This window comes from Methylocystis rosea SV97 (genome assembly GCF_000372845.1).
Classification (GTDB): domain Bacteria; phylum Pseudomonadota; class Alphaproteobacteria; order Rhizobiales; family Beijerinckiaceae; genus Methylocystis; species Methylocystis rosea.
The window spans coordinates 2,443,113-2,462,756 of sequence record NZ_KB889963.1 but is presented as its reverse complement, the minus strand read 5'-3'; the positions used below and the strand labels follow the sequence as shown (position 1 = coordinate 2,462,756).

Genomic DNA, 19,644 nt, shown 5'->3' with positions numbered 1-19,644 from the left:
AAGTCAATGAAAATGTTGCGGCGCAATAAACGTTGCGCGAGGCTAGCGCTTAACCAGCGGGTAACTGCAAGCCCTTAAATTGCCAAATCGTCACTTTTGGCGCGGCTGGGCGGTTGCGCGAACAACAGTGAAGTCAAGGGGCGCGTTTATGCTGAGATCGAGTTTGTCGGACCGCCTGCCGCGGCCCCGCTCCCTCGCGGCAAGCTTTGCCACGATCACGGTCCTCGTCACAATGTCGGCGATCCCCGCGGAGGCGCGCGGCAGACATCATTTTCATCACCGCAGCGCTTCTGACGACCGCAATTCGGCCGTTCGGGCGCGCGCCAACGCCAATAGCGATCCTGTCGTCGGCGAACATCGCGGCTTTTCGGCCATCGTCGTCGACGCCAACAGCGGCCGCGCGCTCTATTCCCGCTCCGAGCACGAGTTGCGCCATCCAGCCTCGGTCACAAAGGTGATGACGCTCTATCTTCTGTTCGAGCAGCTCGAACAAGGGCGGCTGCGCCTCGACTCGCCTCTGATGATTTCGCAACACGCGGCGGCGCAGGCGCCGTCCAAGCTAGGCCTGCGTCCTGGACAGACGATCAGCGTCGACAATGCGATCAAGGCGGTCGTCACCAAATCGGCCAATGACATCGCCTGCGCGATCGCCGAGAACGTCGCGGGCGACGAGCATAGTTTCGCGCAGATGATGACGCGCAAGGCCCATGCGCTCGGGATGCGCAACACCAATTATGAGAACGCATCGGGACTTCCAGATCCAAATCAGGTCACGACGGCCTATGATCTTGCGGTGCTCGGACGCGCCATCCAGGAGCGCTTTCCGCGCTACTATCGCTATTTCTCGACGCCGAGCTTCGCCTACAATGGCGCGCTGCACCGAAATCACAATCATCTCCTCGGCCAGGTCGAGGGCATGGACGGCATCAAGACCGGCTATACGCGCGCGTCCGGCTTCAATCTTCTGACCTCCGTGCGCCGTCGCGGGCATCACATCGTCGCGGTGGTGATGGGCGGCAAGACCGCCTACGGGCGGGATCGCATCATGGCGGGACTGATCGAGGAAAATATCGACGGCGGCTCTTCCGTAAGAACTGCGGCGGCGGTGAGCGAAGATCCGCGCGCCATCGAGGCGCAAGACCGGCTCGCTTCTGAGCGCGCGATGCGCGCCGAGCGCGCCGCGGAACGCGCCCAACAGATCGCCGCCGAGCGCTTGGCTTATGCAGAGCCTCAGGAAAATTCGGGTGCGGAGCCCGAACCGTTTGTCCGCCAGCTGAACGCTCCGGTTCCGGCGGCGGCCATTCCGCCGCAGGAGAGCGCCGAGCGGCCAGCAGTTCGTCCTGCCTTCGTTTCTGGCGGTCAGAAGCGAACGAGCGACGACAGGGATGCGGAACGCAAGGGCGCGTCTCCGGGCGCGAAAGGCCGCGCCGGCGCAACGCCAGTCGCCGCACGCGACGGCTCGACGACGAACGGCGCGCGTAAAATCGACGTTACGCCCGTGTCGACGACGCCTTCCGCCATTCGCGGCAGCGGCGCAAAATCACAGGTCAAGGCGGACGCCGCGCGTCCTGGGCGCCCGGGCTGGATGATTCAGATCGGCGCGACCGACGATCAGGATAAAGCCAACCAGTTGCTCGTGCGCGCTCGGAGCCAGCTGCAAGGCTTTCCCGCGACCGCGAAGGCGTTCACCGAGAAGGTTCAGAGGGGAAGCGAAACGCTCTATCGCGCGCGTTTCGCTGGACTCGAGGAAGACACGGCGCAGTCGGCGTGTAAGGCGCTCAAGCGCTCCGGCTTCTCCTGCTTCACGACAAAGAACTGATCATGTCCGCGACTTGGGACCACGACTACAGCGCGCGACGTGCGTCAGTGCTGGTGACGCCGCATCAGGACGTCCTTGGCCTCGTTTACCCTGGCCGCAAGATCCGTCGTTCCGCCAAGATCTGGATGAAGCTTCTTCATCAATTCACGATGGGCGCGCGCAATATCTGCCGCCGCCGCGCCGCGCTTGAGGCCGAGGATTTCGTAAGCCTCGTCTTCCGAAATCGCGCCCGAGCGACGCGCGCCGCCCTCGCCCGGACGAAAACCCCCCGAGTTTGCGTGCGTATCGCTTGCCGCACGCCAGCCGGAAAATCGGCGGTCCAGATAAGCCTCTAAGAGCCTGGCGCCGTCAGGATCGTCACGGCGGCAAACGTCGTAAAGTTCGAGGAGCGCAGGCCGCGCCAATGAATCCAGATGCGCGCCTTCGTGCTGCCCGGCCAGAATCACGCCCCGTATAGCTCCCGAGGAATGGTCGAGCTCCATCTCGATCATCGCTGATCGAACCCGTGATACGCCGCCGGCGCCTGCCCCCGCTTTGCGAAAGCCGCTCAGCGCGCCCCCGCCGACGCCCATGAGCCAAACGCCAAAGCCCAAGAGCGCCATGCCGAGGTCAAGGCGTCCCCGCACCAGAAGCAAGGCGCCCAGCGCGAGAGCAAGGAAGCCGCCCCCGCGCTTGAAAATCACCGCCAATAGCGCCGGCGACGTCTTCGTATAGGCGTTCAGCGCCATGATCGTCAGGAGCAGGGCGATGAGTCCGATCAGAATGGGCATCCTTTTATCCTCAACCGATCTGAGACAGTAGCAGGCGCGCTGCGCCCTCGCCTTCGTCGGCGCGCCGCTCCAATTCGCGTCTGCCCCCCACCGCATACGCCGCCGCGGCGGCGAGAAGCTCCGCCAAACGCCGCGGAGCCGTGGCGTCAAACGCCGCATAGGCGCCGCCCGTCAGGCGAGCGATCTCACGATAGGCCTGCTGTGCGGCTAAGTCCTGGCCCTCCTGGAACATGAAGGCTTTGACGCCGAGCAACCCGAGTTCGCCTGCCGTCGCCGCGAGGGCGTCGAGCCGTTCCTCCATGGCGTCGCCGATGTAAATAAGCGCGCCCACGCGTCCCGCACGCGATTCATCGAGAGCGTGACGCAGAACCTTGCCGATCTGCGTGCGGCCGCCGCGACAGGCGATGCGCGACATCAGGGCGCCGAGCCCCTCGCCTCCCGAGACAAAGCGCGAGGCGCGGCATTCCCCGAAGCCGCGGAAATAGACGAGTTGAACGTCCAGTCCGCCCTGCGCGGCGGTCGTGCGGAACATTTCGCCCTGAATCGACTGGGCCATGTCCCAGGTCGGCTGTCGGCTCATTGTGGCGTCCAGCGCGAAAATCAGGCGTCCGCGCGACGCGCTCGTCGCGACGTTCTTGGCCTTGTCCAGGAAGGCGTCTATCGGCCCCGATTGCGCAGAGCCTTGAGCTGCCGGCGGTTTAGGTGAATGTTCGCCCACTGCGGTTCACGTCGTTTTATCGGACGCTCTCTATCAAATCGGCCGCGCTCTCTGATAAACAAGAGGCTTGGCGCGCAACCTGAAACATAGGCTCTTTCAGCGCGCACGGCGAGGATTCGATGTCGATCCCCAGCGAAGAATCTCATGCCTTGAGCGAGTCGCCGCTGTCGGCCGCGATCGGATGGACGCGCATCGCGGCCCTGCCCGCGGAAGATAGCGTTCGGGTTCAGTCCCTCATGCAAGCTTTCGCCGAAGAGCTGATGCGGGATGGCGTGCGAGTCGGCGGCGTGACGCAGACGCGCGTCGCTGAGCCCTCTGGCCGATCGGCGATCATGTTGCGCGACGTCGCCACCGGCGCATTTTATCCGATCTCGCAGGACCTCGGCCCCGGTTCGGTCGCCTGCAATCTCGATACGAGCGAACTGGCGCTCGCCTGCGCGGCGATTGAGCGCGCGGCGCGCGACGGCGCGCAACTGATCGTGGTCAGCAAGTTCTCCAAACAGGAGGCCTCGCGCGGCGGTCTCTGCGACGCCTTCCGAGCGGCGATGACCGCGCGCATTCCGGTGATCGCGGCGGTTTCTCCGCATTATCGCGACGAATGGCGCGCCTTCGCCGGGCCGCTGGCGGAAGACATCGCGCCCGAGCGCCAAGCGTTGGCGGATTGGTGGGCGAAGCTACGCGCGCCCTCGCCGGATCGAACGTCTATCTGACCGGCGGCGCATACATCAGGCCGCCCTTGTTCCACAAAGCATTCAGCCTGCGCTCCATGGCGTAAGGCGCGCCCTGCCCGAGATTGCGCTCAAAAACGTCGGCGTAATTGCCGACATGTTTAACGATTCGGTAGGCCCAATCCTGAGAAAGGCCGAGATCGTCGCCATGGGCGCCGTCAACGCCGAGCAGCCGCCGTATTTGCGGATTTTCGGAAGACAAAGCGGAGTCGGCGTTCGCCTTCGACACCTCCAGCTCCTCTGCGTCGATCATCGCGAAAAGCGTCCAGCGAACGATGTTCAGCCACTGGTCGTCGCCTTGGCGCACAAGCGGGCCGCGCGGCGACTTCGAAAGAAGGTCCGGCAGAACCGCGTGATCCGCAGGGGCGGTCAAGCCGATGCGGACGCTGTGCAGCATGGAAACGTCAGCGGTCAGCGCCTCGCATTTCTCCTCGTCATAGGCCTTGGCCGCTTCCTCGAGGCTCGGAAACAGCTTGGGATCATATTTCGCCTTGCGAGCGCGGAAAAAGTCGGCGACCGCGAGTTCATAGGGCGTGCCCTGCTCGATGCAGATCGATGCGCCGTCCAGGTCTTGAACCGAAGCGGATCCGCGCTTGCGTCGAACCAAAAACCCTTGTCCGTCGTGCATGAATACGGCGGCGTAGATCAGCTTTTGGCCGGCGTCGCGGGACTGGGTCCACGGCGACGCGCTGACGAGCAGATCGGCGGCGCCGGCTTGCAGCGCGCCGGCGCGCTCTTTCTGCGAAAGCTCAACGAATCGCGCCTTGGCCGGGTCGTCGAGGACGGCGCTCGCGACGGCCCGGCAGAAATCGACGTCGAAGCCACGCCATTCGCCCGCGCCGTCGCGCTGAGCAAAGCCGGGCGCGTCGGTGACGCCGCAGGTCAAAAAGCCGCGCTTCATGATTTGCGCAAGCGTCGGACCGACATCCGTTTGCGCCCCGGCGCTGAGGGCGAAAAGCGCTCCGGCGAAGGCCGCAAAGAAGGCGAAAGCTGTGCGGCGGATCATGGCGGGCTCGGCATCCGGCGGAGGATATACTACGGTCGCGCGGCGTTCACGCAAAAGCGAGTCGTCAGAGGCGGCATGTCCGAAGAAAAGAGAAAAGCAAAGCGCAAGTTAAAGCCGGCCACTCTGGTGACGCAAGCCGGCCGCACGCCATTCGATCATTTCGGCTTCGTCAATCCGCCCATTTATCGCGGTTCGACGGTGCTCTTCCCGACGGTCGCCGCTCTCGAGGCGTTACGGCAGCCGTACACCTACGGCACCAAGGGAACGCCCACGACTCGCGCGCTCGAGCAGGGCTGGAGCGAGATCGCCGGCGCCGCTGATACGGTGTTGACGCCCTCCGGCCTTGCCGCGATCGGGCTGGCGCTGCTCACCGCGACGCATGCGGGCGCGCACGCGCTCATCGTGGATTCCGCCTATCAGCCGACGAGGATCTTCTGCGACGGTCTCCTCGCGCGCTTCGGGGTCAAAGTCGACTATTATGATCCCTTGATCGGCGGCGGCATCGCCGCGATGATGAAGCCCGAAACGACCGCGGTGCTCGTCGAGTCGCCCGGTTCCCAGACCATGGAAGTTCAAGACATTCCCGCAATCGCCGCCGCCGCCCACGCCCATGGCGCCTGCGTGATCGCGGACAACACCTGGGCGACCCCTCTATTCTTCCCGCCGCATGAGCGCGGCTGCGACCTCGCCGTCGAAGCCGGCACCAAATATCTGGCTGGCCACGCAGATCTCCTCATGGGGCTCGTTTCCGCCAATTCTGAGTGGGCGAAGCGCCTGCGCGCCACCTTCAACGCCTTCAGCATGGGGTCTAGTCCCGACGACGCTGCGCTCGCCTTACGCGGGCTGCGCACCATGGCGCTACGGCTGCGCGAACAGGAGCGCGCCGCCCTCGACATCGCGCAGTGGCTGGAGGACCGACCGGAAGTTTCGCGCGTGCTGCATCCCGCCCTTGCGACGCATTCCGGACACGCGCTGTGGAAACGCGACTTTACCGGCGCCTCTGGCGTTTTTTCGGTTATCCTCAAAGAGACTTCAAAAAAGGCGGTCGCCGCTTTTGTCGACGGATTGGAATTGTTCGGTATCGGATTCTCATGGGGCGGCTATGAAAGCCTTGTCCTGCCCTTCGACTGCTCTTCATACAGGACGGCGACGCGCTGGACGCCGGAAGGACCGGCGCTGCGCTTCTCGATCGGACTGGAGGATGTCGCAGATCTGAAGTCGGATCTCGAGGCGGGGCTCGCTCGGCTCAACGGCTCGTGAAGGCGGCGCGCCGCAGCGCATTCCAGGTTTTCGCATACCTATCGTGAAAAGATGTGTTGAAGAGGAGAAGCAGTATGGTGGCCGTTTCCCGGGTTGCTGCCTATGTGGCCGTCTGCAGTTTTTTGATTGCGGGCGTCGCGTCGGCGCTGGCGGCCAGTGGTCAAGATTTTCCGAACTCCACATGCGCCTGCAAGGGATGTGGCCAGAACAAGTCGGACCTCATCGGCAAATGCCCCGACGTCTGCAAGGATAAGACGGTCTACGACAAAGGCGACAAGGATGCTGCCCCAGCAGCTGGAGCCAAGAGCCGCTCGAGCAGGAGAGACAAGACCGCCAAAGTTCCCGAACCTACGGGGTTTTGTAAGGCCGCCCGCATGAAGCTTCCGAAAGGCTGGATGCGCGCCGATCCTCCGTCGGCGAAAACGCGCTAGGCGCGCTAGACTTTTGGCGGAGTCGACGCGTCGCAGAACGCCAGCATCAGGTCGCGCAGTTCTGGCTCCTCGACGAGTCCGGCGGCGACGACGCACTCGAACCATCGGGTGGCGCGCTGCTTCTTCTCGCGCCAATTCTTGCGCTGCCTTTGCACGCGGAGAGAAAACACCTCGACGCAGCAGTCGACGGCCGCGCCGCTGTCGAGGCGTTTTTCATAGCGGAAATCGCCGAGCTTCACTTTGTCCGTCTTGCCGACGAGGCCCGCCTCCTGCACCGCTTCGATCGCCGCGACGATATGCGGTTTGCGGCCTTTCATCGGCCAGCCCTTCGGAATCACCCAGCGCTTTGTGTCGCGGGAGGTGACCAGCATGATCTCCAGGCGGCCATTGTTGATTCGCCAAGGTAAAGCCGCGTATTGCGTGCGAAGGACAGAACCTGCGCCGACGCGCTTCTTCTTCGTTTTGGGCGTCTTCATGCCGCGAACCTCGCGAGCACGTAGAAGGCCGCGGCGAAAAAGGCGGCCATCGGCATGGTGATGACCCACGCGACAACAATGTCCTTCGCGACATTCCAGCGGACCGCCGCCACGCGCCTCGACGCGCCCACGCCAATGATCGCGCCGGTGATCGTATGCGTCGTCGACACAGGAACGCCCAGCGCCGTCGCGAGGAACAGAGTGATCGCGCCGCCCGTCTCGGCGCAGAACCCTTGCACCGGCGTCAGGCGGGTGATCCTGGATCCCATCGTGCGCACGATCCGCCATCCGCCGAACAAGGTTCCAAGGCCCATCGCCGCCTGACAGGCGATGACAACCCAAAATGGCACGTAGAACTCACCGCCGAGCGCCCCGTGCGAATAGAGGAGCACCGCGATCACGCCCATGGTTTTCTGCGCGTCATTGCCGCCATGGCCCAGCGAATAAAGCGAGGCGGAGGCGAATTGCAGGATGCGAAACAGCGAATCGACGCCGCCCGGCGTCCGGCGCACGAATATCCAGGACACGAGCAGGATCAGCGCGAGCGCCAGGACGAATCCGAGCGCCGGCGACAATACGATCGCTGCGCCGGTCTTGAGCAGCCCGTTCCAGACGATCGCGGACGCGCCGACTTTGGCCACGCCGGCGCCCACGAGACCTCCGACGAGGGCGTGTGAACTCGATGACGGAATGCCCAATCCCCATGTGATCAGATTCCAGACGATCGCCCCCATCAGTGCGCCGAACACTACGAAATCATCCACGATATCCGGTGAGACGATGCCAGCGCCCACTGTTTGCGCCACGTGAAGCCCAAAAAACAGGAAGGCGATGAAGTTGAAGAAGGCGGCCCACGCCACTGCGAACTGCGGACGCAGAACGCGGGTTGAGACGATCGTCGCGATGGAATTGGCGGCGTCGTGCAGACCGTTCAGGAAATCGAAGATCAGAGCGACCGCGACGAGCCCAATCAGATAGAATGAAAAGTTCTGCAAGCGTCGTCCCTAAGTATGCTCGATGACGATGCCGGCGACGCGGTCGGCGACGTCCTCGAAGCCGTCGACGACTCTTTCAAGATGGCCGTAGATTTCCGCGCCGACGATAAACGCCATCGGGTCTTTGTGGCGGTGCGCCAGAAACAGCTCCTTCAGGCCCTGATCGTGGATAGCGTCGGCCTCGTCCTCAATGCGGGTAATCTCCTCGCTGAACGCGTTGAGCCTGCCGGCATTCTGGCGCATCAAGCGCAACAAAGGTATGGCGCTGCGCGTGAGCTCCGCCGATTGGACGATAATGTCGCCCATGCGACGCATGCCGGGCTCAAAATCTCGCGTCTCGTAGAGCAGCGTCGCCTTCGCCGTTTGATGCATTTGGTCGATCGCGTCGTCCATCGCGGTGACCAGGTCACGGATGTCGCTGCGATCAAACGGGGTGATGAACGTGCGGCGAACCGCCAGATGGGCCTCGCGGACGATCGCGTCCGCCTCATGTTCCTGGCGGCGGATTTCTTGACTGCAGACGAGCACGCGGTCCCCCCCGTTCAGCAAGTCCCGCAAGGCGTGTGATCCGGCGACGAGCGTCTCCGCATGCCGCTCGAAAAGATCGAAGAAGCGCTCCTCTCTCGGCATGAGCGCCTGAAACCAAGACAGCATGGCGCTCTCGCCTCCCGCGAATCTGTCACAAAAGCGTCACAAACGAGCTCGCGGCACATAGCCGGCGCGGCTTCGAGTGTAAAGCGCGAGACGCCGCGGCCGCGACGATTTTGGCGGGCGCTGCGTCTATTCAGCGCGACGGAATCCGTTCCGGGAGGCGTGCGCCTCTTCCCGCGCAAGGTCGCGCGACAGCACACCTCGTAGCCGCGCCCTGATCTGGCGCGAGGCGTGACTGACGCTCACCAGGCTTGAGCGGCTGTAAATGAATGCGCCCTTCTCGCCAACAAGGATATCCCCGGTTTGCAATGTGGGATCGCGGCGGGACAGCCCAAGGTAATAGTCGTGAGACGCGGCCGGATCGTTGCACGCGCACCCCGCCGTCAGCTTGTCGCGAAAGCTGAACGCCGCCGGAAGCGCCGAATAGCGTTGCCCTTTGGCGTTGCGCGCCTGCTCGATGCTTGCGCCCTCGTAGAGCTGCACCTGTGCCGACGGACAGGCGAGTTCGCAAGAGTGCTGGCCGGAAATCCGCGATAATTTGACGAGGGGAAAATAATAGCCGTCGCAGGCGCGCACGCAGTAGCCGCCGCCGGACATCGAGTCCGTGTCGGCGGCGCCTACGGGTTCGGGTTTGGCGTAATGAACTGAAGTCTTCGGCGGGCGCCGCGGCTGCCGCGGGCGCGCACGCATGACCCGCCAGGAGCGGTGGGACGAGAACGCCGGAGGTTGATCGGGTCCGAACAAGAAATCTAAAAATTCACCTTGAGCCAAAACGTCGAAGGGTGAGATGAGCGCCAAGGCGAACGCCAGAGCGCCGGCGATCCCTGTCGCACCCGGGCGGTTGAGCCGCATTCGCCGTCCCCGTCTACTATACTTCGACTGGCGACCCCGGCAGGATTCGAACCTGCGACCTACTGCTTCGAAGGCAGTTGCTCTATCCAGCTGAGCTACGGAGCCGTCGACGGCGCAGCTTTCGCCGCGGGACCGTATCAGTTCGGCCAACGCGGCGCCAGCAACGCCCGACAGGGTAGTCATATATGGCGACCCCGGCAGGATTCGAACCTGCGACCTACTGCTTAGAAGGCAGTTGCTCTATCCGGCTGAGCTACGGGGTCGAAACAGCCTCAGTGCGTCCAGAGACCGATGCGGCTGGTCTTGAAATTATCTGAATAGGATGCGCCGCGCCGGGCCGCCAGATTGGGCTTCGGCTCCTCGACCCGGTAGGCGAGGCCGCTGCGCTCCGCGTAGGCGATCGCCTCCTCCTTGGTGGAAAAATTGAGCCTGACCTGCTGGCGCATGTCACCGGAGCTCGTCCAGCCCATGAGCGGCTCGATGCTGCGCGGAAGCTCCGGCTCGAAGTCAAGCCGCCACATGTCCGATCCCGGACCGGACTGAGTGGCGCTCGGCGCTGGAAGATAAATGCGTGCGGTCATAGGGCCTCGTCGTTGGCTGCGCTCGTAGACGCGTCATGAGAGCGGCGCGCGGCGGTCTTCGCGCTGGTCGGGGCAGCAGGATTCGAACCTGCGACCTGAAGTACCCAAAACTTCCGCGCTACCAGGCTGCGCTATACCCCGCCGGACCAAGCCGCGCCTACGGCGGCTCTGCCCTCGCTCAAATTTCGCTACCACGCACGGCCGCCCCTCACAAGGGAATGCGACTATCGCTTGAACATGCGGTGCCGCACCTGGTCCCCGGGCGCGAGCGACATTTTCCGCGCGGCGCCGGCGTTCAGCTCCAGCACCGCATAGGCTGGCGCAGGCGAAGGGATGATTCGCTCCGACATCGGCTCGGTGTCGGCGGCTACGCCCACCACACGCCCATCACGCCCGATGAAAACCATATCGAGCGGAATGTAAGTATTTCTCATCCACATCGAAACAGGCCCCTCGGCCTTGAATTCGAACAGCATGCCGTGATCGGCGGGCATCGATTTGCGGAACATGAGGCCGCGGGCGCGCGCCCTGGGCGTGTCGGCGACTTCGACTTTGAAGTCATGCTCGCCCGTCGCCGTCACGATGCGCATGATTTCAACGGCGGGTTCGGCCCGCGCGACTGTCGAGGCGATCAGCGCCAGAAAGATCGACATAACTATCGTGCGGAAGATTTGCGCAGTTCTCATTCGGGTGGGCTCCAAAGAGCCGTGCGCAGCATGGATGTCTTCAGTGCGACGGGACGCTTTTAGCGTCGAGCGGCCGCACTTCGGCCGCCATCAGACCCTTGGGACCGTCGCCGTAACGCACGAGCACGCTATCGCCCGGCTTGAGTTCGGTCATGCCGTAGCGGCGCACCGTCTCCATGTGCAGAAAGATGTCTTCGGTGCCTTCGCCGCGCGTGAGGAAGCCGAATCCCTTCATGCGGTTGAACCATTTGACGATGGCGATCTCATAGCCGCTTGTCGGGACAACCTGAACATGGGTGCGCCCGGCGCAGGATTGTGACGGATGCACCGCAGTGGTTTCGTCCATCGCGATGACGCGAAAGACCTGCATGCCCTTGCCGCGCTTCTGCGCCTCGCAAACGACTCGCGCGCCTTCAAAGGCCGTTTGCAGACCGCCGCGGCGGAGAATGGTGACATGCAGGAGAATATCGTCGGAGCCGTCGTCGGGCACCACGAAACCATAGCCCTTGGCGACATCGAACCATTTAATCCGTCCCGCGACTTCGACCAATTCGAGGCCGGCCTCATCGGATTCTGTCGCGCTTGTTGTCAAATCATCTTGAAAAGTCACTTTAGCGCTCACCGACCAACTCCCCGTGCTGATCCAGAGCATTCGATTGGCGCGCGCTGGCAATTATCCTGTAGCGCGAATCACCCCGCGTCGCTCATGAATCACTCTTAACAAGATAACACCCACGGCGCGCCATCCAACCGGCAAATTTCGTCCACCAACGAATGTCTGTGGATACGCGCGCCGCGCTGCGCGAATGGGCGAAGCCATTGTCGCAGAAACTGAAACATGCGCGCGCGCCACGACGCGTGCAGCGATATTGCGCGATAAACGCAGATTCTGTCGCGGATAAAATCGGCGGAGACGTCCAAAATCTTTGAGCCTGTGGCTCATGCGCCACATCGACGGGGATTTGACAAACGCGCCCCGGGCGCGCAATCGGAACCCGGCGAGCCTCGTGCGCCCTGTCGCCTGCCCGCCTTTCCTCGGTTGGAGCGCCGCCAATGACCAACTCGTCGACCGCGCCAGCGAACGCGCCCAAGACTGTCCGCGCTACGGGAAGCGCCCCAGCGCAAGTTGATCCCCGCTATGATCTTGCCGCGCTTGTGGCGGCCCGCGAGAGCGAGCGCTTTTCGCTGCATACAAAGCACCTCAATGAAATGTGGGTGCGCGTTCTCAAGACGATCGGCTATGACGTTGGCTTCACCCGGGGCCTTGGGCCTTATCTGTGGGACCGCAAGGGCGACCGCTATCTCGATCTCCTCAGCGGCTGGGGAGTCTTCGCGCTCGGACGCAACCATCCGGCCGTGCGCGATGCGCTCGTAAGCGTGCTTGACGGCGAGTTCGCCAATCTCGTGCAACTTGACGTTTCAGTGCTGGCCGGCGTTCTCGCGGAAAAATTGCTCGCCTACGCGCCTTGGCTGGAAAAGGTCTTTTTCGCCAATTCGGGCGCGGAGTCGGTTGAAGCGGCGATCAAATTCGCGCGCGCGGCGACGGGTCGGCCCGGAATCTTGCACTGCGCGCATTCCTTTCACGGTCTGACATATGGTTCGCTGTCGATGAACGGCGACGAAATCTTCAAGAAGGGTTTTGGGCCGCTGCTGCCGAATGCGCGCGAGGTCGCGTTCGATGATCTCGAAGCGCTCGAACGCGCTTTGGCGGGCCGCGACGTCGCCGCCTTCTTCGTCGAGCCGATCCAGGGCAAGGGCGTCAACATTCCGCAAGAGGGCTATCTTCTCGGCGCGCAGGCGCTCTGCCGCAAATACGGAACGCTGTTCGTCGCCGACGAGATTCAGACGGGAGTGGGCCGGACGGGCCGGTTTTTCGCCATCGATCACTTCCCGGGCGTCGAACCCGATATGATCGTCGTCGCAAAGGCGCTGTCCGGCGGCCATGTTCCGGTCGGAGCGGTGCTCACGCGTAAAGCGATCTTCGACAAGGTCTTCGACCGCATGGATCGCGCCGTCGTGCACGGCTCGACCTTCAGCAAGAACGATCTCGCTATGGCGGCCGGCGTCGTAACGCTCGACGTGCTGAAGAACGAGCGGGTGATCGAGAATGCGGCCAAGACGGGCGACCGTCTGCTCGCTTCGTTCCAACGGATGGCTGGCGGCTACGAGCTTGTCGCCGACGTGCGCGGCAAGGGCCTCATGATCGGAATCGAATTCGGGCCGCCGAAGTCGTTCAAACTGAAGGCCGCTTGGAATCTCCTGGAGACGGTGAATTCAGGCCTGTTCTGCCAACTCATCTCCATCCCGCTGTTTCGCGATCATAAAGTGCTGACGCAAGTGGCCGGGCACGGCAATCACACGATCAAGCTGCTGCCGCCGCTCACGATTTCCGATGAAGATTGCGATTGGATCGAGCAATCCTTCGATGCGGTCATTGCAGACGCGCATAAGGCGCCGTCCGCCGTCTGGTCGCTCGGCAAGACTCTGGCGGAACACGCGATTAAGGCGCGAATGAGCGGCTGACCGCTTTTGCGCGCGTGGGAGCCGCGCGCAGAGTCGCGCTCAAGCCGCGGGCGAAGGCTGCTTTTCCACCTCGCGCGAATAGTCTTCGATCAGCGCGCGCGAAAGCTCGCCCGGCGTGAAGCGATAGACGCCGATTTCCGAAACGGGCGTCACTTCTGCGCCGGTGCCGCAGATGAGGCACTCCGAAAACGACGCCAGCTCCTCAGGCATGATCCTGCGCTCGACGACTTCAACGCCGCGTCTTTTCGCAAGGTCAATCACCGTGCGCCTGGTGATGCCGTCGAGGAAACAATCGGCGATCGGCGTATGCAGCGCGCCGTCCTGAACAAAAAAGACGTTTGCGCCGGTGCATTCGGCGACTCGGCCGAGCCAATCGTACATCAGCGCGTCGGCAAAGCCGCGCCGCTCCGCGCGGTGCTTCGAAATGGTGCAAATCATATAAAGACCTGCGGCCTTCGCCATCGAAGGCGCGGTCAGCGGATCGGGGCGCCGGTATTCGGCGATGTCGAGCTTGATGCCTTTCATCTTGGTCTCGACGTCAAACATGCTCGGCCAATCCCAAACGGCGATTGCGACGTTGATCGTCGAATTCTGCGCCGCGACCGCCATCATTTCGCTGCCGCGCCAAGCCACCGGACGCACATAGCAGTTCGAGAGGCCATTGGCCTTGACGGTCTCATGCTTAGCGGCGTCGATCTCTTCGACGCTGTATGGAATCTCGAAATCGAGGATTCGAGCGGACGTCTGAAACCGCTCGGAATGTTCCCGCGATTTGAAGATCGTCCCGCCGTAGGCGCGCTCGCCTTCGAAGACGCAAGACGCGTAATGCAGCCCATGCGAGAGAACGTGAAGCTTCGCTTCGCGCCACGGAACGAGCGCACCATTATACCAAATGAATCCGTCGCGCTGATCGAAGGGCGGAAGCGACATGGCGAACTCCGGAAGACGCGATCGAGAGGCCAAACAAGGCGCTGCGACGCTTGGTCAGCACTAGCTATCGGTCAGATTTATGTCAATATAGTTGACGTAAATAGCTCGTGCCAAAACGTCAGGCAATAAATAGCGTGGATGAACTCGTAGCGGGAAAAATCCCCGAGCCGCCCAGCGTCGCCGCCTGGCCGAATACGGCCGCGGAAGCGGCCGCCGCCGCGGGCGACGGCGACGCGCTCGAGCTCGTGGAGTTATTTTTTTTCGCCTATCGTGATTTCGTGGGGGACGCCGACCGGCTGCTCGAGAACTATGGGTTCGGACGGGCGCATCACCGTGTGCTGCATTTCGTCAACCGTCGCCCTGGCCTCACCATCGCCGCGCTGCTGGACATTTTGAAAATCACCAAGCAGAGCCTCAACCGCGTGCTCAAACAACTTCTTGAGGCGGGCTTCGTCGAGGCGCGCGCCGGCGTCGTCGACCGCCGCCAGCGCCTGCTCTATCCGACCCCCAAGGGCGCGACGCTCGCGCGCGATCTCGCGGCGCTGCAATCAGCGCGTTTCCGGACAGTCATGGACGAGCTCCCGCCTGCGGCGCGCGGCGCCGCCTCAAAATTCCTGTTCGCGATGATCGACTCCGGCGAGCGCGAACGCGTTCGAGCGCATCTTGCATGCGCGAAAACAGCCGGCGCCGCGACATGACGGTTATTTCCCAACGCGCCGCGCCGCACGCGAAAGCGGCCCATATCCTCGTCGTTGACGACGATCAGCGCATTCGCACCTTGCTCTCGCGCTATTTGATGAATGAGGGCTATTTCGTTAGCGCTGCGGCCGATACGAGGGAGGCGAGCGCCAGAATGCGCGACATCGCCTTCGATCTCATTGTCCTGGATGTCATGATGCCTGGCGAAAGCGGCACGGCCTTCGTGGCGCGGCTGCGCAAGAGCGCGGAACCGCTGCGCTCCGCGCCCATCCTGATGCTGACGGCGCTTACCGAGACGGCGGACCGTGTCGAAGGGCTTGAAGCCGGCGTCGATGACTATCTCGCCAAGCCTTTCGATCCGCGGGAGTTGTCGCTGCGCATCGCCAGCATTTTGCGCCGCGCGCGGCGCGCAGATTCCGCGGGACCAAAGCGCTTTGGCGAATTCGCCTTTGATCCGTCGCGAGGCGAGTTGCTGCACGACGGCGCGCCGGTCCGCCTCACGACGCGCGAGCGCGATCTGTTGCGGGCGCTGGCCGAAAGCGACGGCGCGATTGTCTCCCGCCAAACTTTGGCGCAACGTGATCCCGCACGAAGCGCGAGCGAGCGCAGCGTCGATGTTGAGATCGCCCGATTGAGGCGAAAGATCGAGACCGACCCGAATGCGCCGCGCTATCTTCAGACGGTGCGCGGGCACGGCTATCGTCTGCTCGTCGACCCGCTACGCGCCAACGGCTGAAAATGATAGAGTCGTCACGATGACAGTCGTCTTACCGGAAGTTCTCGCCGCGCCCCGCAATCTGTGGCGGCGCTTCGCCAACTGGCTGCATGACCGCATGCCGAAGGGGCTTTACGCCCGCGCGCTGCTGATCGTGATCCTGCCGGTCGTGCTCCTCCAGTCCGCGGTCGCCTATGTTTTCATGGAGCGGCATTGGGAGGTCGTGACCTACCGTCTTTCCGCGGGGGTGGCCCGGCAAGTGGCGGCGCTCGTCGATATCTACCAGACGTTCCCGGACGACCCGGATCACGCGCGACTGCGCCGCATCGCCGCCTTCGATCTCAATATGGAGATTGCGGTTCTCCCCAAGCAGGACCTGCCTGGGCCGGCGCCAAAGTCGTCTTTGTTCTCGCTGCTGGACAAGGCGCTCACGAAGGAGCTCACGCGCAAACTTAAGGAGCCCTTCTGGATCAACACCGCGCTTCCCGGCAGCCTGATCGAAATCCGCGTCGCGCTCAACGACGCGACGTTGAGAATGCTCGCCACGCGCACGCACGCATACGCCTCGAACTCGTATATTTTCTTCATGTGGATGGCGATCGCCTCAGTCATCATCCTCGCCATCGCCACGTCCTTCTTGCGCAATCAGATCAGGCCGATCCTGCGGCTGGCCCGCGCCGCCGAGGAGTTCGGCAAAGGCCGCAATGTCGTATTCAGTCCGCGCGGCGCACGCGAGGTGCGTCAGGCGGGAGCCGCCTTTCTCGACATGAAACGCCGTTTCGAACGCGCGATCGAGCAACGCACGACGATGCTCAATGGCGTTTCGCACGATCTGCGAACCATCATCACGCGTTTCAAGCTTTCGCTGGCGCTGATGCGCGATTCGCATGAAGCCGTCGAAATGCGCAAGGATGTCGACGAGATGGAGCGCATGGTCGAGGCCTATCTCGCCTTTGCGCGCGGCGACGGCGACGAAAAATCCTCCCCCACCGATATTGCGGCCATCCTCGACGAACTGCGGGCGGACACTGTGAAGCGCGGTCTCGCGGCGTCCGTGAAGATTGAGGGCGATCCGACAATCGTCGCGCGGCCGGCGGCGATCAAGCGGCTGCTCGCCAACCTGGTCGGCAATGCGCAGCGCTACGGCAAGCGGATCGAACTCTCAGTGATCAATGACGGCGCGATGATGACCGTTCATATCGATGACGACGGGCCCGGCATCGCCGTCGAGCGTCGCGAAGACGCTTTCAGGCCGTTCTACCGGCTAGACGAATCCCGCAACCAGAACGACGGAAACTCAGGGCTAGGCCTCGCCATCGCACGCGACATCGCACGCGGCCATGGCGGGGACATTACGCTCGACCGCAGCCCGCTCGGCGGCTTGCGGGCGACGGCAAGTCTCCCGCTTTAGAGCAAGGAATCGCTCGATACCAAAATGGTGGAGCAGGTTCTCATCGAGGAACCTGCTCCGGGCGGCAGCCAATCACGCGCGCGCGTGGGGATAGCCGCTGTCGTCGTCGTGGTAATCGCGCCCACCACGTCGCGTCCGCCAGCCGAACAGACTTTGCGCGAAGGAATAGAAGGGCCGCGTCAGTCTTGCGAAATCCTCCGCCCGATCGACGTAGCGCTCGCCGCGCGTGAGTTCGCGATCGAGCGTCGATAGGGCGTCGTGAATATCGCCTGCGAACCAATCCTCGAGCACGCGGCTCCAGGCTAACGCCAACCCCTGCAGTTTGAGCGAGCCGACCGGGCCCTCGCTGTCGATGTCCGCCGCCTCCAGCATGAAGCGCATCGAGTTCACGGTTTCGCGGTTGAGCGCCGCGGCGGTGAGCGGATCGCGCGCCGCCCAGCGGCCGACGCTCGCCAGCGCCTCACGATGCGGTTCGAGCGAATCGAGCCGGCGGCGCAAAACGTCATAGAGCCGCTCGCGCGCGGGTTCGTGTGAGGCTTCCTTGGGCGCCGCGTCGAGAACCTCCCGGTCGATGCGCCGAGAGAACGCCCCCATGATCGCGCCCTTCGATGGAAAAAGTTCGCGCAGATCGGCAAGCGAGTTGCCAGCCTCATGAGCGATATCGGTGAGCGTCACGTCGCTGAACTCTCGCCGCGTGGCGAGCCGCAGCGTCGCATCGATCACTCGGTCGCGGGAGCCGCCGCTGGTCATGTCTGTCTCCAGGTCCGAAGGAATTTTCTAGTCAGTATTCTATTGTCGCCGGGCCGCGGGACAAGGCGCGCGCCGTCTCAACCGGAAAGTTCCCCTGCCCGGCGCTTCGCCGCAGCTACGGCGCGGCGCATCAGCGCGGCGAGGCCGTCCTCCGGCGCTTCAAGAACCTCGAGCGCCGCCGCCGTCGTGCCGCCTGGCGACGTCACGCGCCGGCGCAATTCGTCGGGGCCTGTCTCGGGCTGTCGGCGCATCAGTTCGCCGGCGCCTTCGACCGTCGCTCGGGCGAGCCGCGCCGCGAGGGCGGCCGGCAGACCGGCTTCGGCGCCGGCGGCGGCGAGGCACTCGGCGAAATAGAAGACATAAGCGGGACCCGAGCCGGAAACCGCCGTCACGACGTCGATGAGCGCCTCGTCATCGACCCACTCGACGCCGCCGACGGCGCTAAGCAATGCGTCGGCGAGCGCGCGCTGAGCGGCGCTCGTCGTTGCGCTGGCGTAGGCGCCGGTGACGCCGCGCCCGATCGCCGCCGGCGTATTTGGCATCGCGCGCACGACGGCTTGCGTCGGCAGGCGCGCGGCGAGGTCCGCGATGCGCTTGCCGGCGAGGATCGACACGACAATGGCGCCGCGCGCCACGAAAGGGGACGCGGCCGCGGCACCCGCATCGAACGCCTGCGGCTTGACGGCGAGAACCACGGCGTCGCAAGGAGCAGCGGCGCCGTTCAGCGCGTAGCCCTTCGCGGCGCACAGCTCCTGGAGCCGCGGCGACGGCTGCGGCTCGACGATTGACGCTGCTCCCAGCAGATCCTGCGCGGCCCAGCCTTCGAGTAGCGCCAGACCCATGTTTCCGGCGCCGATCAGAGCGACCGACTTTCCGCGCAGCTCGCCCGCGTCGGTCACGCCTCGCCTTTCGTCTCGAAATTGGCGGTGGCGAGCGCTTCCCTGGCGTTCTTTCCGGCCCAGAGCACGAATTGAAAGGCTTGATAATGCCGCTCACACGCCTGAAGCGCGTTGTCGAGCAAGGCCGCGCATTGCGTCGCCGAGGGCTGCGCCCCTCCCGTCAGGATGAGGCCATGACGGTGCATCGCGACCCCCTCCTTCGGCCAGAAGTCGAAGTGCCCGATCCACATCTGCTCGTTGATCGCATTGACGAGCGACATCAGTTCACCGCGCCTCCGTTCGGGCGCCTTGAGATCGAAAGCGCAACTGACGTGCAGCGTTTCGAGCTGCGGAAGCCAAGTAAAGGCGACGTGATATTCCGTCCAAGCTCCGGCGACGGAAATGGAAATCTCGTCTTCATCGTCTCGATCGAAGGACCAATCATTGGTGGCCGCCAGTTGCTCCACAACATCCACCGGATGTTCAGCGCGTTCCGTTTCTTTTTCCGTTGCGATCAGCATGTGCCAACCTTTTTCTCAATGTCAGCATAACGCGGCGACTAAAAGACAGGCGACGATGCGTCGTGGAGCTTTGCGTGAGGGTGCCTCCTTTTCAAGCGATTGATTCAAAGTCGAATCATCTCTTGCGATCACTATACTCCACACAAGAACTAGGACGCCAAAAAAGCGATCGTCAGACTGTGTTCGAGGCGGAGACTGCGGGATTCGCGTGTCTGCGTCCATGCCGCGGCTGCCCTCTTCCACA

At 63.4% G+C, this 19,644-nt stretch carries 22 protein-coding genes and 3 tRNA genes; 8 read left to right on the top strand and 17 right to left on the bottom strand.

Annotated elements, in window-relative coordinates; all coding sequences use genetic code 11:
• The first annotated feature begins 148 nt into the window (after positions 1 to 148).
• Positions 149 to 1,819, top strand: a complete 1,671-nt coding sequence (locus tag A3OO_RS0112930) for a serine hydrolase (protein ID WP_018408259.1) — start codon at positions 149 to 151, stop codon at positions 1,817 to 1,819.
• 44 nt (positions 1,820 to 1,863) lie between these two features.
• Here the strand turns inward: A3OO_RS0112930 and A3OO_RS0112925 are convergent, their stop codons facing one another.
• Both A3OO_RS0112925 and A3OO_RS0112920 read right to left on the bottom strand, forming a co-directional pair.
• Entirely contained in the window at positions 1,864 to 2,589 is a 726-nt protein-coding gene (locus tag A3OO_RS0112925; protein WP_018408258.1) for a DnaJ domain-containing protein, read from the bottom strand.
• Positions 2,590 to 2,599: 10 nt separating this feature from the next.
• Positions 2,600 to 3,307, bottom strand: coding sequence for a hypothetical protein (locus tag A3OO_RS0112920; protein WP_018408257.1), 708 nt, complete (start codon positions 3,305 to 3,307; stop codon positions 2,600 to 2,602).
• A gap of 119 nt (positions 3,308 to 3,426) precedes the next feature.
• On the opposite strand from A3OO_RS0112920, the gene A3OO_RS0112915 reads away from it, so the two are divergent.
• Entirely contained in the window at positions 3,427 to 4,017 is a 591-nt protein-coding gene (locus tag A3OO_RS0112915) for a DUF2478 domain-containing protein (protein ID WP_018408256.1), read from the top strand.
• On the opposite strand, the gene A3OO_RS0112910 is transcribed toward A3OO_RS0112915, so the two are convergent.
• Positions 4,010 to 5,041: an amino acid ABC transporter substrate-binding protein gene (locus A3OO_RS0112910; protein ID WP_018408255.1), complete on the bottom strand. Its 1,032-nt coding sequence runs from the start codon at positions 5,039 to 5,041 to the stop codon at positions 4,010 to 4,012. The two genes, A3OO_RS0112915 and A3OO_RS0112910, sit on opposite strands and share 8 nt — an antisense overlap.
• Before the next feature lie 75 nt (positions 5,042 to 5,116).
• Here A3OO_RS0112910 and metC point away from each other — a divergent pair, with 75 nt between their 5' ends.
• Both metC and A3OO_RS0112900 read left to right on the top strand, forming a co-directional pair.
• Positions 5,117 to 6,301: a cystathionine beta-lyase gene (metC, locus tag A3OO_RS0112905; RefSeq protein ID WP_018408254.1), complete on the top strand. Its 1,185-nt coding sequence runs from the start codon at positions 5,117 to 5,119 to the stop codon at positions 6,299 to 6,301.
• A gap of 74 nt (positions 6,302 to 6,375) precedes the next feature.
• Positions 6,376 to 6,732 (top strand): hypothetical protein, encoded by a 357-nt coding sequence (locus tag A3OO_RS0112900; protein ID WP_040573433.1) that lies wholly within the window; start codon positions 6,376 to 6,378, stop codon positions 6,730 to 6,732.
• A gap of 5 nt (positions 6,733 to 6,737) precedes the next feature.
• Here A3OO_RS0112900 and A3OO_RS0112895 read toward each other — a convergent pair whose 3' ends face one another.
• The 10 genes from A3OO_RS0112895 to A3OO_RS0112850 all read right to left on the bottom strand — a co-directional run bounded on the left by A3OO_RS0112895 (position 6,738) and on the right by A3OO_RS0112850 (position 11,625).
• Positions 6,738 to 7,208 (bottom strand): NUDIX hydrolase, encoded by a 471-nt coding sequence (locus tag A3OO_RS0112895; protein WP_018408252.1) that lies wholly within the window; start codon positions 7,206 to 7,208, stop codon positions 6,738 to 6,740.
• Complete coding sequence (locus A3OO_RS0112890) at positions 7,205 to 8,203, bottom strand: inorganic phosphate transporter (protein WP_018408251.1); 999 nt, start codon at positions 8,201 to 8,203, stop codon at positions 7,205 to 7,207. The genes A3OO_RS0112895 and A3OO_RS0112890 overlap by 4 nt, the downstream gene beginning before the upstream one ends.
• Positions 8,204 to 8,212: 9 nt before the next feature.
• Positions 8,213 to 8,857, bottom strand: a complete 645-nt coding sequence (locus A3OO_RS0112885; protein ID WP_018408250.1) for a DUF47 domain-containing protein — start codon at positions 8,855 to 8,857, stop codon at positions 8,213 to 8,215.
• A 126-nt stretch (positions 8,858 to 8,983) separates the two neighbouring features.
• The gene (locus tag A3OO_RS0112880; protein ID WP_018408249.1) at positions 8,984 to 9,706 is read right to left on the bottom strand and encodes a DUF2865 domain-containing protein; all 723 of its coding nucleotides are present in this window, start codon (positions 9,704 to 9,706) and stop codon (positions 8,984 to 8,986) included.
• A gap of 28 nt (positions 9,707 to 9,734) precedes the next feature.
• Positions 9,735 to 9,811: transfer RNA gene (locus A3OO_RS0112875), tRNA-Arg, on the bottom strand.
• Between the two features lie 81 nt (positions 9,812 to 9,892).
• Positions 9,893 to 9,969, bottom strand: a tRNA-Arg gene (locus A3OO_RS0112870).
• Positions 9,970 to 9,978: 9 nt separating this feature from the next.
• Positions 9,979 to 10,287, bottom strand: coding sequence for an ETC complex I subunit (locus A3OO_RS0112865; RefSeq protein ID WP_026222953.1), 309 nt, complete (start codon positions 10,285 to 10,287; stop codon positions 9,979 to 9,981).
• A 64-nt stretch (positions 10,288 to 10,351) separates the two neighbouring features.
• Positions 10,352 to 10,428, bottom strand: a tRNA-Pro gene (locus A3OO_RS0112860).
• Between the two features lie 83 nt (positions 10,429 to 10,511).
• Entirely contained in the window at positions 10,512 to 10,973 is a 462-nt protein-coding gene (locus tag A3OO_RS0112855; protein WP_026222952.1) for a DUF192 domain-containing protein, read from the bottom strand.
• A 40-nt stretch (positions 10,974 to 11,013) separates the two neighbouring features.
• Positions 11,014 to 11,625 carry a cold-shock protein gene (locus A3OO_RS0112850; protein ID WP_018408246.1) on the bottom strand — a complete coding sequence of 204 codons (612 nt, stop codon included), beginning with the start codon at positions 11,623 to 11,625 and terminating at the stop codon, positions 11,014 to 11,016.
• Between the two features lie 401 nt (positions 11,626 to 12,026).
• Here A3OO_RS0112850 and A3OO_RS0112840 point away from each other — a divergent pair, with 401 nt between their 5' ends.
• Entirely contained in the window at positions 12,027 to 13,496 is a 1,470-nt protein-coding gene (locus A3OO_RS0112840; RefSeq protein ID WP_018408244.1) for an aspartate aminotransferase family protein, read from the top strand.
• A 39-nt stretch (positions 13,497 to 13,535) separates the two neighbouring features.
• On the opposite strand, the gene A3OO_RS0112835 is transcribed toward A3OO_RS0112840, so the two are convergent.
• Positions 13,536 to 14,426, bottom strand: coding sequence for a branched-chain amino acid aminotransferase (locus A3OO_RS0112835; protein ID WP_018408243.1), 891 nt, complete (start codon positions 14,424 to 14,426; stop codon positions 13,536 to 13,538).
• Between the two features lie 134 nt (positions 14,427 to 14,560).
• On the opposite strand from A3OO_RS0112835, the gene A3OO_RS0112830 reads away from it, so the two are divergent.
• The 3 genes from A3OO_RS0112830 to A3OO_RS0112820 are packed head-to-tail and all read left to right on the top strand — an operon-like array spanning position 14,561 to position 17,251.
• Positions 14,561 to 15,124: a MarR family winged helix-turn-helix transcriptional regulator gene (locus A3OO_RS0112830; protein ID WP_018408242.1), complete on the top strand. Its 564-nt coding sequence runs from the start codon at positions 14,561 to 14,563 to the stop codon at positions 15,122 to 15,124.
• Positions 15,121 to 15,861 (top strand): response regulator, encoded by a 741-nt coding sequence (locus tag A3OO_RS0112825; RefSeq protein ID WP_040573876.1) that lies wholly within the window; start codon positions 15,121 to 15,123, stop codon positions 15,859 to 15,861. The genes A3OO_RS0112830 and A3OO_RS0112825 overlap by 4 nt, the downstream gene beginning before the upstream one ends.
• 19 nt (positions 15,862 to 15,880) lie before the next feature.
• The gene (locus A3OO_RS0112820) at positions 15,881 to 17,251 is read left to right on the top strand and encodes an ATP-binding protein (protein ID WP_018408240.1); all 1,371 of its coding nucleotides are present in this window, start codon (positions 15,881 to 15,883) and stop codon (positions 17,249 to 17,251) included.
• Between the two features lie 72 nt (positions 17,252 to 17,323).
• On the opposite strand, the gene A3OO_RS0112815 is transcribed toward A3OO_RS0112820, so the two are convergent.
• From A3OO_RS0112815 to A3OO_RS0112805, 3 genes are all read right to left on the bottom strand, one after another.
• Entirely contained in the window at positions 17,324 to 18,001 is a 678-nt protein-coding gene (locus tag A3OO_RS0112815; RefSeq protein ID WP_018408239.1) for a hypothetical protein, read from the bottom strand.
• 77 nt (positions 18,002 to 18,078) lie between these two features.
• A complete protein-coding gene (gene proC, locus A3OO_RS0112810) occupies positions 18,079 to 18,900 on the bottom strand; it encodes a pyrroline-5-carboxylate reductase (RefSeq protein WP_018408238.1) in 822 nt (273 codons plus the stop codon).
• Positions 18,897 to 19,400 (bottom strand): type III secretion system chaperone family protein, encoded by a 504-nt coding sequence (locus A3OO_RS0112805; protein ID WP_018408237.1) that lies wholly within the window; start codon positions 19,398 to 19,400, stop codon positions 18,897 to 18,899. Before A3OO_RS0112805 ends, proC begins: the two co-directional genes overlap by 4 nt.
• Between the last annotated feature and the right edge of the window lie 244 nt (positions 19,401 to 19,644).

What these genes read in the sequence shown, in the direction of transcription:
- A3OO_RS0112805 (WP_018408237.1), bottom strand. Translation starts at nt 19,400, where the DNA reads ATGCTGATCGCAACGGAAAAAGAAACGGAACGCGCTGAACATCCGGTG.
- metC (WP_018408254.1), top strand. Translation starts at nt 5,117, where the DNA reads ATGTCCGAAGAAAAGAGAAAAGCAAAGCGCAAGTTAAAGCCGGCCACT.
- A3OO_RS0112885 (WP_018408250.1), bottom strand. Translation starts at nt 8,857, where the DNA reads ATGCTGTCTTGGTTTCAGGCGCTCATGCCGAGAGAGGAGCGCTTCTTC.
- A3OO_RS0112865 (WP_026222953.1), bottom strand. Translation starts at nt 10,287, where the DNA reads ATGACCGCACGCATTTATCTTCCAGCGCCGAGCGCCACTCAGTCCGGT.
- A3OO_RS0112825 (WP_040573876.1), top strand. Translation starts at nt 15,121, where the DNA reads ATGACGGTTATTTCCCAACGCGCCGCGCCGCACGCGAAAGCGGCCCAT.
- A3OO_RS0112925 (WP_018408258.1), bottom strand. Translation starts at nt 2,589, where the DNA reads ATGCCCATTCTGATCGGACTCATCGCCCTGCTCCTGACGATCATGGCG.
- A3OO_RS0112840 (WP_018408244.1), top strand. Translation starts at nt 12,027, where the DNA reads ATGACCAACTCGTCGACCGCGCCAGCGAACGCGCCCAAGACTGTCCGC.
- A3OO_RS0112820 (WP_018408240.1), top strand. Translation starts at nt 15,881, where the DNA reads ATGACAGTCGTCTTACCGGAAGTTCTCGCCGCGCCCCGCAATCTGTGG.
- A3OO_RS0112930 (WP_018408259.1), top strand. Translation starts at nt 149, where the DNA reads ATGCTGAGATCGAGTTTGTCGGACCGCCTGCCGCGGCCCCGCTCCCTC.
- A3OO_RS0112850 (WP_018408246.1), bottom strand. Translation starts at nt 11,625, where the DNA reads ATGCTCTGGATCAGCACGGGGAGTTGGTCGGTGAGCGCTAAAGTGACT.
- A3OO_RS0112910 (WP_018408255.1), bottom strand. Translation starts at nt 5,041, where the DNA reads ATGATCCGCCGCACAGCTTTCGCCTTCTTTGCGGCCTTCGCCGGAGCG.
- A3OO_RS0112900 (WP_040573433.1), top strand. Translation starts at nt 6,376, where the DNA reads ATGGTGGCCGTTTCCCGGGTTGCTGCCTATGTGGCCGTCTGCAGTTTT.
- A3OO_RS0112855 (WP_026222952.1), bottom strand. Translation starts at nt 10,973, where the DNA reads ATGAGAACTGCGCAAATCTTCCGCACGATAGTTATGTCGATCTTTCTG.
- A3OO_RS0112915 (WP_018408256.1), top strand. Translation starts at nt 3,427, where the DNA reads ATGTCGATCCCCAGCGAAGAATCTCATGCCTTGAGCGAGTCGCCGCTG.
- A3OO_RS0112880 (WP_018408249.1), bottom strand. Translation starts at nt 9,706, where the DNA reads ATGCGGCTCAACCGCCCGGGTGCGACAGGGATCGCCGGCGCTCTGGCG.
- A3OO_RS0112815 (WP_018408239.1), bottom strand. Translation starts at nt 18,001, where the DNA reads ATGACCAGCGGCGGCTCCCGCGACCGAGTGATCGATGCGACGCTGCGG.
- A3OO_RS0112835 (WP_018408243.1), bottom strand. Translation starts at nt 14,426, where the DNA reads ATGTCGCTTCCGCCCTTCGATCAGCGCGACGGATTCATTTGGTATAAT.
- A3OO_RS0112895 (WP_018408252.1), bottom strand. Translation starts at nt 7,208, where the DNA reads ATGAAGACGCCCAAAACGAAGAAGAAGCGCGTCGGCGCAGGTTCTGTC.